Annotated in this window: 12 protein-coding genes and 3 pseudogenes; 3 read left to right on the plus strand and 12 right to left on the minus strand. The window is 43.6% G+C overall.

What is annotated here, in order from left to right:
- Positions 1-7: 7 nt before the first annotated feature.
- Positions 8-1,234, minus strand: a complete 1,227-nt coding sequence (locus tag ACWA2B_RS13570) for a M20 metallopeptidase family protein (RefSeq protein WP_449292297.1) — start codon at positions 1,232-1,234, stop codon at positions 8-10.
- A 224-nt stretch (positions 1,235-1,458) separates the two neighbouring features.
- Here ACWA2B_RS13570 and ACWA2B_RS13575 point away from each other — a divergent pair, with 224 nt between their 5' ends.
- Positions 1,459-2,772 carry a hypothetical protein gene (locus ACWA2B_RS13575; RefSeq protein ID WP_029518181.1) on the plus strand — a complete coding sequence of 438 codons (1,314 nt, stop codon included), beginning with the start codon at positions 1,459-1,461 and terminating at the stop codon, positions 2,770-2,772.
- Between the two features lie 172 nt (positions 2,773-2,944).
- On the opposite strand, the gene ACWA2B_RS13580 is transcribed toward ACWA2B_RS13575, so the two are convergent.
- The 8 genes and pseudogenes from ACWA2B_RS13580 to ACWA2B_RS13615 all read right to left on the minus strand — a co-directional run bounded on the left by ACWA2B_RS13580 (position 2,945) and on the right by ACWA2B_RS13615 (position 7,979).
- Positions 2,945-3,484 (minus strand): DinB family protein, encoded by a 540-nt coding sequence (locus ACWA2B_RS13580; protein WP_449292290.1) that lies wholly within the window; start codon positions 3,482-3,484, stop codon positions 2,945-2,947.
- Positions 3,485-3,602: 118 nt separating this feature from the next.
- Positions 3,603-3,740, minus strand: a complete 138-nt coding sequence (locus tag ACWA2B_RS13585) for a hypothetical protein (protein ID WP_340933144.1) — start codon at positions 3,738-3,740, stop codon at positions 3,603-3,605.
- Between the two features lie 21 nt (positions 3,741-3,761).
- A pseudogene (locus ACWA2B_RS13590) lies at positions 3,762-3,812 on the minus strand (hypothetical protein); the annotation flags it as partial.
- Positions 3,791-3,979, minus strand: a complete 189-nt coding sequence (locus ACWA2B_RS13595) for a hypothetical protein (RefSeq protein WP_342434461.1) — start codon at positions 3,977-3,979, stop codon at positions 3,791-3,793. The pseudogene ACWA2B_RS13590 and the gene ACWA2B_RS13595, both read right to left, overlap by 22 nt.
- Entirely contained in the window at positions 3,976-4,149 is a 174-nt protein-coding gene (locus tag ACWA2B_RS13600; protein WP_080658656.1) for a DUF2281 domain-containing protein, read from the minus strand. The genes ACWA2B_RS13595 and ACWA2B_RS13600 overlap by 4 nt, the downstream gene beginning before the upstream one ends.
- A 209-nt stretch (positions 4,150-4,358) precedes the next feature.
- On the minus strand, positions 4,359-4,739 hold the full coding sequence (locus ACWA2B_RS13605; RefSeq protein WP_029518179.1) for a hypothetical protein: 381 nt from the start codon (positions 4,737-4,739) through the stop codon (positions 4,359-4,361).
- 34 nt (positions 4,740-4,773) lie between these two features.
- Positions 4,774-5,815: pseudogene (locus ACWA2B_RS13610) on the minus strand (IS3 family transposase); the annotation flags it as partial.
- A gap of 1,285 nt (positions 5,816-7,100) precedes the next feature.
- Positions 7,101-7,979 carry a hypothetical protein gene (locus ACWA2B_RS13615; protein ID WP_449292291.1) on the minus strand — a complete coding sequence of 293 codons (879 nt, stop codon included), beginning with the start codon at positions 7,977-7,979 and terminating at the stop codon, positions 7,101-7,103.
- A 121-nt stretch (positions 7,980-8,100) separates the two neighbouring features.
- Here ACWA2B_RS13615 and ACWA2B_RS13620 point away from each other — a divergent pair, with 121 nt between their 5' ends.
- Entirely contained in the window at positions 8,101-9,042 is a 942-nt protein-coding gene (locus ACWA2B_RS13620) for a zinc-binding dehydrogenase (RefSeq protein ID WP_029518176.1), read from the plus strand.
- A 903-nt stretch (positions 9,043-9,945) separates the two neighbouring features.
- Here the strand turns inward: ACWA2B_RS13620 and ACWA2B_RS13625 are convergent.
- A complete protein-coding gene (locus ACWA2B_RS13625; RefSeq protein WP_340956799.1) occupies positions 9,946-10,734 on the minus strand; it encodes a TrmH family RNA methyltransferase in 789 nt (262 codons plus the stop codon).
- A gap of 77 nt (positions 10,735-10,811) precedes the next feature.
- Positions 10,812-11,477: pseudogene (locus ACWA2B_RS13630) on the minus strand (potassium channel family protein); the annotation flags it as partial.
- Between the two features lie 160 nt (positions 11,478-11,637).
- Here ACWA2B_RS13630 and ACWA2B_RS13635 point away from each other — a divergent pair.
- A complete protein-coding gene (locus ACWA2B_RS13635) occupies positions 11,638-11,871 on the plus strand; it encodes a small acid-soluble spore protein SspI (RefSeq protein ID WP_016819939.1) in 234 nt (77 codons plus the stop codon).
- A gap of 151 nt (positions 11,872-12,022) precedes the next feature.
- Here ACWA2B_RS13635 and ACWA2B_RS13640 read toward each other — a convergent pair whose 3' ends face one another.
- A complete protein-coding gene (locus ACWA2B_RS13640) occupies positions 12,023-13,603 on the minus strand; it encodes a peptide chain release factor 3 (RefSeq protein ID WP_029518174.1) in 1,581 nt (526 codons plus the stop codon).
- Positions 13,604-13,782 lie beyond the last annotated feature (179 nt).

Genomic DNA, 13,782 nt, shown 5'->3' on the forward strand with positions numbered 1-13,782 from the left:
TGAGATATTATCTATTACTTTCAAGCCAATCTCTGGCGAAAGCAGCGTAAGCCGCAGCCCCTTTGTACAGCACCTCATCCGAGAACATCGTCTTTGGATGGTGCACAGGGTAACCATAGCCTTCCTCGGTATTGCCTGCGTTAAGAAATACTGAGGTACTTGGCACCGCTTGTGAGACAAATGCGAAGTCTTCCGATCCCATTAATTTCCCGCCGGGTATCAATTGGGTTATACCGATTAAGGAACTGGCGCCAAAAGTGTTTGCAATCGTAGTTCTCATTTGACGGTTAAGCCCGCTGTCCGTTTTCACCTCAGGACATCCCCTGGTATAGATCACATCCACCTTTGCCTGAAAAGTTTCTCCGATACCTGCAGAAATGTCGTGGATACGGGTTTCCATTTTGTCCCGCAATGCGGCGTTAAATGTGCGTACGCTTCCTTTCATTCTGGCCGTATCGGGAATCACGTTGTTTGTACTTCCGCCTTCCATCACGCCAATGGTAAGGACGGCACTCTCAACTGGCGGAATTTCACGGCTGAGAATACCCTGCAGCGCCAGATGAAGATGAGCAGCCACATTTAACGGATCGACCGCGGCACTCGGCATTGCTCCATGTGCACCCCTTCCGCGGATGATGATTTCGAACCAATCAGAGGAAGCTGAGATAGCTCCACCGGCCTCAGGCACTACAAATTGCCCGATAGGAATTGGCATTCCGGTCAACACATGAAGCATCATGGCTGCATCCACCTTAGGATTATCAAGAATCCCATTCTCAAGCATCATCTTTGCCCCGTGCAGAGTCTCTTCACCCGGCTGAAACATAAGCTTAACCGTCCCGCGAAGCTGCTCTTCGTTGGCCTTCAGGATCTCCGCAGCTCCGAGCAGCATGGAAGTATGCAAGTCATGACCGCATGCATGCATGTTTCCGTTCAACGACGCAAAAGAAAGCTCCGTTTCTTCTTGAATGGGCAGCCCATCCATATCCGCACGGATAAGGATCACCTTCCCGGCATGTTGTCCGCCGATCGTAACCATTAGACCTGACTCTCCTACGGGAGTAGGCTCAAGCCCCATCGACTCCAACACCTCTTTTACGTAGGCAGTTGTCCTCGGCAAACTTAAATCAAGTTCCGGAACCGCATGAAGATGATGCCTGTGCTTGACCAATTTGTCCTGCAGCTGATGGGCCATACTCAAAAAACCTCCAGCTTCTTCAATCACAATAAACATCTCCCAAAGCACAAATTGAATGAACGTAAGAACAGAGTAAACATTCCCCCCTTCATATTTTAAGACTTTTTGAGAACACTTTTATCGTACTTTTAAATCCATTCGCTGTCAAGAGAAAATAAGACATTTTAAGAACATTATTTTAGAGGCTGCCGGAACATTGAAATATCACATTTATTGTGATATAACTCTTTTGATTGAACTGTTTATGAAAGGAATCTATCATGAAAATCAAGCTGGGTATTATCACGCCTGAGACCCATATGGACTATTTCCGCGCCATTGAAGAAGAAATGCGGCCCTTATGTCAGTTCAGGTTTCTTACAATCAGTAACTTCCGGGAAACAACAGACATCTATCTCAAAAACTTAGATTCGGTGGATGGATTTGTGATCAGTGGCAGGATGCTTTACGAGTCAATCGATAAGGAATGCCTGGATGAAAAAGTACCTGTTCACATTTTGCAGGATGATGAAAACCTGCTTTACAGGGAACTTTTCCGGCTGCTGGTTACAGAACCTGGGCTTGATATATCCCGGATCTATGTGGATTATGCGTATATAATCAAGTCTTTCAGCGAATTCCAGCAATACCTGACTCATGAGGGAAAGCCCATTGACAGCGGTGATCTGCTCGAACGGGTGGAGACAATGCTGGAGAACCATATCACTCTATGGGAAGACAAGAAAATAGACTTGTCCATCACCGCGTTCGGCCACTTTGTTCCAGAACTCAAAAAGCACGGAGTCAGATATATCTTAATCCGGCCCACTTTGGAAAACGTTAAAGAGACCATAAGAGAGATCATCAACGAGATTACTATCCTCAAGCTTAAGAGTCAGAGGGCAGTTGTCGCATGCTTATCGACCAGAACGGCGGATCCGCTATCTGAAGAGCAGCTTCATGAGCTAAAGGTCCTTGTCGGCAGGTTTCTGCGCAGCGTGAATCTGGCAGACACGGCCCAAATTTCGGAAGGCTTTGTCAGACTATACACCACCTACGGAAATTTCATGAAAATCACCACTAACGCGCATAACTGCACCCTACTGGAGTATCTGGAAGAGCGCATAAGCGACAAGGTGAAGATCGGGTGGGGCTCGGGACATGAATATTTTCAAGCTAACATTAACGCCACCAAAGCTCACAGACAGGCGGAAGCCTTTACGGGCAGCTGCAGCTTTTTTATAAACGAGGATCAGAAGGTTATCGGCCCAATGCGGAGCATGAATGTCATACAGTTCTCTGAACAGGGGGACCCGGAAATCATCGCGTTAGCCAAAACTATCGGAATAAACAACATCAACTTGCAAAAAATCATGTCTTATGCAGAAATCATGAGAACAAATAAATTATCCTCTGAGGATGTTGCTGGGTGCCTGTCCATGACCGTCAGAGGTGCAAACCGTATCCTTAACAAAATTGAAGAAAGTAAATACGTACAAACGGTATTTGAAAAACGAGACAACAGTAAAGGGCGACCCAAAAAATACTACGAACTGTTGTTTCTTGACAAAGAAGGGCGCAAATTAAGCAGATGACACTCATTGTTACGTTTGCCATTTCGACTTTAAATTAATGGCAAAAAAGGCACATTTTCAAAACTGAAAACGTGCCTTTTTTTTGAGCTTGATTTACCAAGCCAAATCACTTCCTGGCCGGACGACCAGCTCTGCATATGCTGCCCCCTCATCTGGGAACAACCTAAAAACATTATTTAACTCGAATTTGTTTCTTTAACAACATGATTTGTCCGATATGATATGCATTATGAATACTTAAATTAGAAACAACTCCCCACCAAGGAGCATTAAAATATTCTGGAAGTTGTTTTGTGAGCTTTGATTCATCTGTTTCTTCTAAAATAACTCTCCAATTGCTAAATACATTCTCAAGTCTATTTAATGTTTCCTTCCAGCCTAAATCATTCAATTGATCTTGAGTCAAAGAAAATGTCTCATCATTGTTAATAGCATTATTTAATATAAATTCTCCTGCCTTAAAACGCTCAAGCCATGTTTCATTCCAATAAATAAGATGATTCACTATGGACCATATGGTTTGTTTATTGTCATTCTCAGTAACTGCTTCCGTTGCTGTTAGATCATCCAGTATATCCGCAAGAGGAATGAACCAACTCTTATCGTTATAACATGCAGTTAATTGATCTATTAAAATTGATTTATAGGTCATCAAATGCTCCTCATCTCTTAATCGATTTAGGGTTCTTTCGGATAACGTTCCTATATTCACGACTCAGCGAATGCCGGACCCAGGACGAAAGTCCGCAGCATGAATATTATGTTAGATGTAACAGCCTACTTTGAATTACCTTCAGTCGTTCTTACAAAAGAAGAACACCAAGCCACTTCTACACTTGATGCTCTTCTATCCATTTTTGTATGTTCTCTTCTGTGAATTTACCTTCTGCAGTCTTCAATCCCAATTCAACTAATTCTTCTTGCTCGTACTTTACAGAAATCTCATTTAAACGTAGTAAAAGCAGCATTGTTGCTACCCCTATTCGTTTATTCCCATCAATAAATCCATGATTCTTTATTAAGCAAATGTAATGACAGATATTTCCTTTATACTTCCTTCGTAAAGTTCCTGTCCATCGAAAGCTGCTTCTGCTTTCTTTAGAGCACTTTCAATTAGTCCAAGATCTCTAACTCCATCGGAGCCAATAGTTGCCTTAATAATCTTAGTATGGAATTCAAGAATTTGTCCCAGACTAAGACTCTTCATTTAGCTAACTCCCTAAGTGCCTCAATATTTTCATTCACAATATCGTCCATGATCGACTCCATTTGCTTATTGCTACGATTCTTTAGGAATTCAACGAAATCAATCACTTCAATTTTCTTGTCATCAGGCAATGCCAAAAAGTCTTGAATAAGTTTCTCTTCAATGCTCACTATGCATACCTCCTGCACTTCTTTGTTCTTTATTATACACTAAAGTCTGAAGGGAACTAACATCTGCTTCCTATGTTGTTTGGTGTTGCTGGTATTTCAGATAACATTTCTGTATTTACGACCCAGCGTATGCTGGGTGTCTGGCAGCTCCCACTCCCATAAAACCCCTCTGCCGGGCCCAGGGGCATGCCCGCCGCGTGAATATTATGTTATACGATGGGCATTTCATCACTGAATATACTCATCAAAATTTCTCGAATATATACTAGTTGAATAACTGCAATCTTGCTTGCAGGATCGAGTGATCTTAATGACAGATCGTATTCCCTACAATCAAAATACACAGAACCACTTCTCAAACTAATCTTGTTTGCTTCTGGGATTTCACTTACTCCTCTTAGCAGATTCAATTTCTCCTCTCTACTTCTTGGATCATCTGGATCCCATTCTGTTATTAATGGGAGAGTTCCATGCGTAACTTTATTCCTAAGATTTTTAACTTTCTTCAAATTATCAATTACATCTTTATTATATACTTTTTGTTTTTCTAAATAGGTAATCAGATTGTTAAATGTAAATTTATCGCTCAATGAAAATGGATCTTCTATCAGTTCGATGCTGCTGGTTGAACCAATGAACATAATCGTATAATTCCAACTCCAAATGACGAAGATTTTGAAAGTTCATCTGGTTCACGAACTCCGTTTTCATGATCTTATAGGTGGCTTCGGCCACGGCGTTGTCATACGGACACCCTTTCGCACTCAGCGATCGACCGATTTCAAACGTCTCTAAAAGCTCATCCATCTTTTGATTTTTGAACTCGCTGCCACGGTCGGTATGAAACCACTGAATCTGATGCAGATCGCCTTTCACGGTCGCAAAGGCGCGAGAAATCAGTGCTGCATCCTTATTAGGGCCAGCACTATGACCGATCATTTCTCGATTGAACAGATCGATAAGCACACAAATATAGTGCCACTCGTTCTGGACTTTCATATAGGTTAGATCACTGACCACCACGCGTTTGCTTTCCGTTTGGTTGAACTTGCAGTTCAGTGTATGGGCTATAGCCGCTTCATTACAAGCGGCTTTATGGGCTTATATTGTGCCACAGTGTATGTCGAAACCAGTCCCTGCTCTTTCATGATCCGACCGATTCGACGTCTGGAAACCACGAGCCCTCGCTCGTGAAGCTTAACTTTAATCTTTCGGGTGCCATACGCTTTTCGATTTTTGTGAAAAATGTCCACAATGGCTGTGGTCACTTCGTCTTCTGGCGACTCTTCGTTGGCTTCATAGTAAAACGTACTTCTTGCGATTTGCAGGACGTCACACAATGCTGATACCGAGTATTTATCCCGATTATTCTGAATGATAGCTACTTTCGTCCCATGATCAGCGCGGCTTGCTTTAAAATATCATTTTCCATTTTGAGGCGTTGAACTTCTTTGCGTAAAGTGATTAGCTCATTCTCTTCTGGCGAGCGATTGTCCTTCTCTGAGAAAGAGCCTGTCGTTTGGCCTTGTTTAATCCAGCGATCCAAAGCCGAGGCGGTGAGGTCATATTCCTCCACCAGATCCGCTCTGGACTTTCCGTTCTCATATAATAGCACCATTTGCTTCTTGAACTCTGCTGTAAAGGTACGTCGTTGTTGTTTTGGCATTGTAGAAATCCGCTCCTTAAGATAATAGGTTTATTCTACAAGCCCTCATTTTTATTGCCCAACTAAGTGTAGCCGATCCACCCTTGAGAAAAATCATCTAATAGATAGCTGATTATTTCTTCCTTCTTCATTAGCCCCCCTAAAAAAGCACGCCAATGCCGAATATTAAATCTCCATATTTATAACTACCTAAGGATAAAACAGAGTAAAAAAAACTCATAAAAATGATAGATTTATTATAATCCTTACCAGGAAATTAAACATTTATTCATTCTTTTCAGTATCAATTTCTTTTTAAACATTTCTTCTCCCAAGAATTGCACTAATAAACGAGTTTTCCTTGAGTTTCGGGATACGTAAAAACGCCAAATAGCCCCTATCTATAAATCAGATGGGAGAAGAGCTAGAATATATCCAAGTTTGAAAAAGTGGCAACAAGGAAATCAAATGCTTTTCGATCTTCAATATCCAGGAATTGGGAAAACAGCACAAACAGGTACATCAAATAGTGGAACAGAAACAAACTGTTTCCTTGGCTGTCAAATCCCACTCTAAATTAGAGTACTTTTTTTCGCACTCGCAGTGTGTTGTTGAAGAGCCAAATCTTTCGCCCATTTATAAGCGATGAATTGATCTATCACCCTTCTAGATCGTTGTGGATCCGATCCAATCTTTTTGCATACGAGAAACTTCTCCCGCAGGTCTAAACTATGGTGAGTGCTTACTGAAACAGGCTCTTAGGCAGCAATTTTGCCTGCTGCTAGCGGTAATTTTTGTTGTGAATTTCTATAACAGTCCCCATATTCGAACATTATTCTAGATAATGAAGCTGTTAATTCATTATTTTAGTTAGGGTTTACTCGTGAAACAAGAGATAAATCAAAGTATGAATCCATATAAGGATGGCGATCCTTTTGGTTCCTCTCATATACATTAAGAAGCTGAATATGTAAATTATATATATCTTTATAATTAATCTTAATCTCCTCCCTTTTTATTTTATAACCAGCATAGCCATATAGCAAACGAAATAGACATATGATATCTGTTCGGTGAAAATAAAGTATTAGACTAGAGTTGTTGATTTAGCGAGGTTTTTGAACTGAAGAATCGTCAGCTTTTGAAAAATAGGTTTTCGACTGAACAATTAATATAAAGCAGCGGCAGACCAAGACTTGATAAATAAAGCCTTAGACTGCCGCTGTTGTCATTCAACTAACAACCACCTATTCTGAATTATCAGCTACCAATAACTTTTCGATTCCATCCTCTTGTAAGTGTCGGATTAGACAAATGCACAATCAGCTGGACATCCCAGGTTCTCGAAAACTGTGCGCGCAGCAGAATCTACTGGCAGGAAAACCTCAATTTGCGGATATAAGCGGCCGCCTGCGGAAATCGAAACCTGTCTGTAGCGTACGGGAATAAGGTCTCCGGAGCTTTCCATTCTGGCTAGAATTGTTTGTATTTGATCAACATTTCCCCCTACATCCGGCACACTCAGATATTCGCACGCGTTATATTTCTGAACTCTATCCAGCAATTTTTGATACCACGCATCATAACGCGAGAGCATGTGCTCACTCTTAAAGGATTGTATTCCGTTTATGATGTGCTCCTCCCACTGCCTAAACGACGCCTTGTCAAACGTGGAGCGGGACCGGATAGGAAAACCAGAATTAAAATGTAAATCGACCCTATTCATTAAACCGTCATATGAACGGTCGAGAGGGATTTCGAACAATTGATGAAACGGCTCATTTAATCCCTTGATGTCCTGAGTATGTGTTACGACCATGGCGGGAAAAGGAATACTCCTCATCGTTTGCTGAGCCCACTCTAATGCACGCTCCAACGACCGTCCATACAATTCGGTCTGAATTGGAAGAAAACCGGCTGCCAAAAGCAAATCGTTACGCTCGTTGGATGTACACTCAAGATATTCTGCAATATTTATTATCGTCTGGCGGGTCGGTATGCGGCGGGTACGTCCAACCAGCAAATTTTTATACGAAGGAAAAGCCTCGTCGTTTAGCTCTTGTTGAGTAAATCGTTTCAAGGACGGTTGAGGTTGATCGACAAGCTTTTGCTGGCGTTTTATCCGCAGGGCTTCAATTTCTCCCATTACGATTCTATGTCTGGAATTCTCCGTATCTATATCCATCTTCTCTTCCCTTCTCTTATGAAGTGTAGTTCTGCACTTGGGCCGAACCTTTATTTAAAGTATACTCCTCATTGAAATGAAGGTCATCTAATGACCATAACCAACATGGAGGAAAACCGATATGATTCGTACTATTGTTATTGATCCGCATGCCCCGTCTCTTTTGGCCTTCAAGGAAGTTGACGCCCCGCAGCCTAAGCCATGGGAAGCGCTTGTGCAAGTGAAGGCCGTCTCACTCAACCGCGGTGAAGTGAGTGACGCTAAAAATCAGGAAATTTCTAGCCGTCCTGGCTGGGATTTCGCCGGGATTGTCATCGAGCCGGCAGAGAACGGCGCAGGACCGCAAAAAGGGGCCAGGGTTGTTGGTTTGCTCCCGATGGGAGCCTGGAGCGAGCAAGTGGCTGCTCCCGTATCGTTGTTGGCCGAAATCCCAGACAAACTCACTTTTACGGAGGCGGCTACCCTCCCCGTAGCAGGGCTCACGGCTCTTTATGCACTTCGAAAAGGCGGCATGCTGCTTGGCAAACGGATTTTCATTACAGGCTCTAGCGGCGGAGTTGGGTTATTCGCCCATCAGCTTGCAGTCCAATCCGGCGCATACGTTGTAGGTACGGCAAGCACGGAAGAGAAGGCTGAGCTTGTTCGGGAGGTCGGATCCGACGAAGTGATCATTGGATATTCCGCAATTTCATCAGCCAGCAAATTTGGGCCGTACGATCTGATCATCGATTCAGTAGGCGGCAATGCACTGGCGGCGTTGCTGCCGCAGCTAGCGCCCCAAGGGATTTGCGTTGCGGTAGGATTTTCCTCTTCAAATACCGTAATGATCGATATGAAGAATATGGTGACCAGCGGAGGAAGAACCTTGTACAGCTTCTTTTTAGGTGAGGAACTCACTCGTCAATCAGCCGCGGACGATCTGAGTTTGCTGGCCCGGCTGGTCACAGATGAGCGGTTAATCCCACGAATCCAAGTGGAGGCGCCTTGGACCGAAATTGACACCGTTGCCCGTAATCTTATGGAACGGAAATTCTCGGGCAAAGCCGTGCTTCACTTAGATTGATTATATAAGTTTGCAACTATAATCCCAGGAATCTAAAAACGAATCTGAAAAAGAAACGGCAGTAGTACACCCTTACTCGTTTGAGTGGGAATACCGCTGCCTTTCAATGAACCCGGCTATTTGACCTTTATATTTCGTATAGTAATCCATCCAGCTTTAATATCAACACAGTTATTCCTCTGCCCTCAGTGGCACCGCTTTAAGAATGTTCATTTTCTCTCACTATTCTGCCAGTTGGCTTAATGAAATGCTCACCAGTCTAATACTTTATTTTCTAAGTCTGGTACTTTATTTTTCAGTCTAACACTTTATTTTCTTCGGACAATATCAATTTAATATTTCTCAGAATTAATCAACAAATGAGATAAATGATGGGTACCGTTTCGCCTCAGCTTAACAATACAATCTAAAAACAGGTTTGCTAATTATCTAAATATCCTCGAAAGCTAAAGACAAACTTTGCCTGAGTATCGACGGATGTAATCCTCCAAAAAGCAGAAAGAGATTTGAATGGGAATAGCAATTTCCCAAAAACGGGTTATCATTTCACCTACCATCTATAACGTAAAAACAGCCCCGAAATAGAAAGCTTTTCATCGGGACTGTTTAGGTTAGATATTAAAATGTCCTGTAGGTAAGAATATATATAACAAAATTTTATTGTAGCCGAGAAGAGGTTATTTTCCCTTTAGATAATGTTTGTCTTACTTCTTGTTATAAAAAATTTTCTGTCCTTTTTCACCATAAAATAAGAAAACTTAGATTAATCATTAACAGATAATTTTGTATTTGGTTAGCCTTAATTACCGGTTTTATTGGGTTTTCGGGGACATTGACTGTCTCATTTAGATGGTATAAACAGTCTCAATTGATGTTATAAACCACAGCCCCATGTTCACTCTCTTAGTTTCGTTGTCTCATGGCCTCAAATAACAGCACCGTAGAAGCCATCGCCGCGTTCAGTGATTCCGCTTGCCCCTGCATCGGAATGAATACCGACTCATCCACCATGCGCGCGGTAGCAGCAGAAATACCTTGGCCTTCGTTTCCGATCACAAGCCAAGTGGAAGCACGCAAATCTATGGTATAGCATGACAAGCTCGCATCCAACGAGGTGCTGAGCAAGCGGGCACCTTTACTTTTGGCCTGCGGCAAAAGCTCCTCCAGACTGCCTTCAATCACCGGCAGGTGAAACAACGATCCCATCGTGGAGCGGATCGTTTTGGGATTGTACAGGTCGGCGCAGCCATGACCCAATATTACGCCTGCGGCTCCAGCAGCGTCCGCGCTGCGGATGATAGTGCCTACATTGCCGGGGTCCTGCACCCCGTCCAGCACCATTACCAGTGCATCCGGCTGCTCCAGCAATGCCTGGAATGCGCTGCGCTCCTCCTTACGCACGATGGCAAAGACCGACTGCGGCGTCTTCGTATCGGTGCATTTTGCAATGACCGCCGCTGACACGGGAACCCATTCCACCGGCTGGTCTGCTGGATCCAGGCCATTCAGCTCGGCGGGAATGCCCTTGTCCAAATCATAGGCGACGGTTTCGACAGCCGCGTCCGAACGCAGCGCTTCCTGCACCAGATGAATACCCTCGACAATATATTTATGCTGCCGTGTGCGATGCTTTTTCTCCAGCAGTTGCGCCCACTCTTTTACACGCGCATTATTCGGTGAAATGATTTCCATTCGTTTAACCTTCCGTTTCTTTGTCCGTTTCAATAAAAATAAATGATGTATCACTTGCACTTGAACACAAGCCCTCATTAGGCTGCAAATGCCAGCTCCAGCTTGGTCAGGTCATCCTTGTGGCCCACAATGACCAGTACATCACCCGGCTCCAGACGATCCTCGGCATAAGGTGAAATGTTCATTTCCTGATTTCTGCGAATCGCCATCACATTGCAGCCGAAGCGTGCACGTATGTCTAACTCTTTCAGGTTTTTTCCAATCATGGAATCGGCGGCTCTCATCTCCAAAATACTGTAGTCCTTGGACAGCTCGATATAATCCAAAATGTTGGGGGATGTCAAATGATGGGCTACCCGTAACCCCATATCCCGTTCAGGATAAACGACTTTATCTGCACCTATCTTTTGCAACACTTTTCCATGCAGCTCATTTTGTGCCTTGACCACAAGAGCTGGTACGCCCATGTCCTTGAGAATCAATGTCGTCAGAATACTGGCCTGTATATCTTCGCCAATCGCAACTACGATTACGTCAAAATTACGGATACCCAGCGCTCGCAGCGCTTCCTCATCCGTCGAGTCGGCAGACACCGCATGCGTCACAATATTCGACATTTCCTGTGTACGCTGCTCGTCCGAGTCAATAGCCAGCACATCAAAACCCATCTCACTCAGCGCACTGGCAACACTGGAACCAAAACGTCCCATGCCAATAACCGCATACTGTTTTTTTGCCATTCCTTCTTTACCTCCCGATCACCATACTGTCCGTCATAGTATAGCATATCATGCTACAAACATAAATTTTGACATACTTATGCCAAATGCTTCTCCATGTATACTGGACAACAGCCCAAGCCATAATACATTCGATCACTACTACAACATACGGGAGGTACACATGCCCATTACAATGGATTTACGACAAGCAATTGTTCACAAAGTACACGGCAAATCAGAAGCTGATCTTACGGATATGATTATTGGGTCAGTGGACGGACCTGAAGCCGCTCTGCCTGGATTGGGTGTCATTCTTGAAATCGCTTGGAAGCATATGAGCCCAAATCAACAGCACGATTTCGTCCATTTGGCACATGAACAAATCGATAAAATCAAACCCGTGCCTTTAACCTAGCTCTAGCTATTTAACTTTTTGTTCCAATTTAATTGTGCTCATTATTTTACCCGTATTCGAAAATGAAAATAGTCCACTCGCATTCACATCGAGTGGACTATTCGTTGTATACACTAAATGACTGAGATCAAACTGTTCTGCTTATTCAATCTTACGGAGCCATTTCTAGAAACTTAGCTGTCGGGTTTTTCTCCATAGCCGTACGCATGGCATACTCGTTTTCGAACAAGGCGACATAATTGCCCTTCTTATCCTTTACCAGCGTAGAGTTAATACGGAACTTGCTCGGGTCAATCTGCTCATCCACAATCCAACGTGCAAATTGGAATGGCATACGCTGAAGCTGTACATCAACTCCATACTCACCCTTCATGCGGTACTCAAATACTTCAAATTGCAGTTGGCCGACAACACCTAATAGCGTATCGTCAAAGCTTACCGTACGGAAAACCTGAATCATACCTTCCTCGGTCAACTGGTCAATACCCTTCAGATACTGTTTGTGCTTCAAGGCATTTTTCACCGTTACCTTGGCAAAAATCTCAGGCGAGAAGGTCGGCAATTCATCAAACACAACCTCGCTACCTTGGCTGAGTGAATCACCAATACGGAAAATACCCGGGTCAAACAATCCAATAATATCGCCAGGAAAAGCCTCCTCAACAATATCACGGTCCTGTGCCAGGAACTGCTGTGGCTGAGACAGCTTTATCTCCTTGCCCATCCGTACATGCTTAACACTCATCCCGCGTTGAAACTTACCAGACACAATACGCAAAAATGCAATACGGTCACGGTGAGCCGGGTTCATGTTCGCTTGAATTTTAAATACATAGCCGGTAAACTTTTCGTTTGTTGGCTCAATTTCCCCAGCTGTACTACGGCGTGGCTCCGGTTTAGGAGCAAGCTGAAGGAAGTTTTCCAAAAAAGTTTGTACACCGAAATTATTAATCGCACTGCCGAAGAATACCGGTGTTAATTCTCCGCGCTGTACTTTCTCCATGTCAAAAGGGTCACCCGCGACATCAAGCAACTCCAAGTCTTGGCATAATTGGTCATGCAAATATTCGCCCGCCATCTCACGAATGATCGGATCATTGTAATCTTCCACTTTTTGTACTTTAATCGTGGAATGGTCATCTCCCTGAAACAGCTCGACCTGATTTTTGACACGGTCATAGACACCGCACAGCTCGCGTCCTGTACCAATCGGCCAATTCATAGGCACCGAACGGATGCCAAGTACCTGCTCCAACTCCTCCATCAAATCAAAAGGACTGCGTCCCTCACGATCCAGTTTGTTAATGAAGGTGAAAATCGGAATTCCACGCTTCGCACAAACTTGAAACAGCTTAATCGTTTGCGCTTCCACACCTTTCGCTACGTCAATCAGCATGACTGCACTATCTGCTGCTGTTAATGTACGATACGTGTCTTCACTGAAGTCCTGGTGACCTGGGGTGTCCAGAATGTTGATGCGGTGACCATTATAATCAAATTGCATCACTGAGGATGTTACAGAGATCCCCCGCTGTTTTTCAATCTCCATCCAGTCACTCGTGGCGTGTTTGCTTGCTTTACGCGCTTTAACTGAACCAGCAAGACGAATCGCGCCCCCGAACAGCAGCAGCTTTTCCGTTAGTGTCGTTTTACCCGCATCCGGGTGAGAAATAATCGCAAACGTACGCCGTTTGTCGACTTCCTGTTGAAGTATATCTGTTGTTTTACTCATTTCACATATCCCTTCATGATCAAATCCATTGCATTCCTGCTCAAGCTATTCATAAAAAGGCCATGATGCACGCCTGTTTTCATAAAATCATCGGCTCTATCGGCTCATTTCCGTTAGCCCCATTATTCGGCGTACCCCGTTACCATATTCATTATAAATACGATCTATTTACATGTTTT

This window comes from Paenibacillus sp. CMM36 (genome assembly GCF_053570945.1).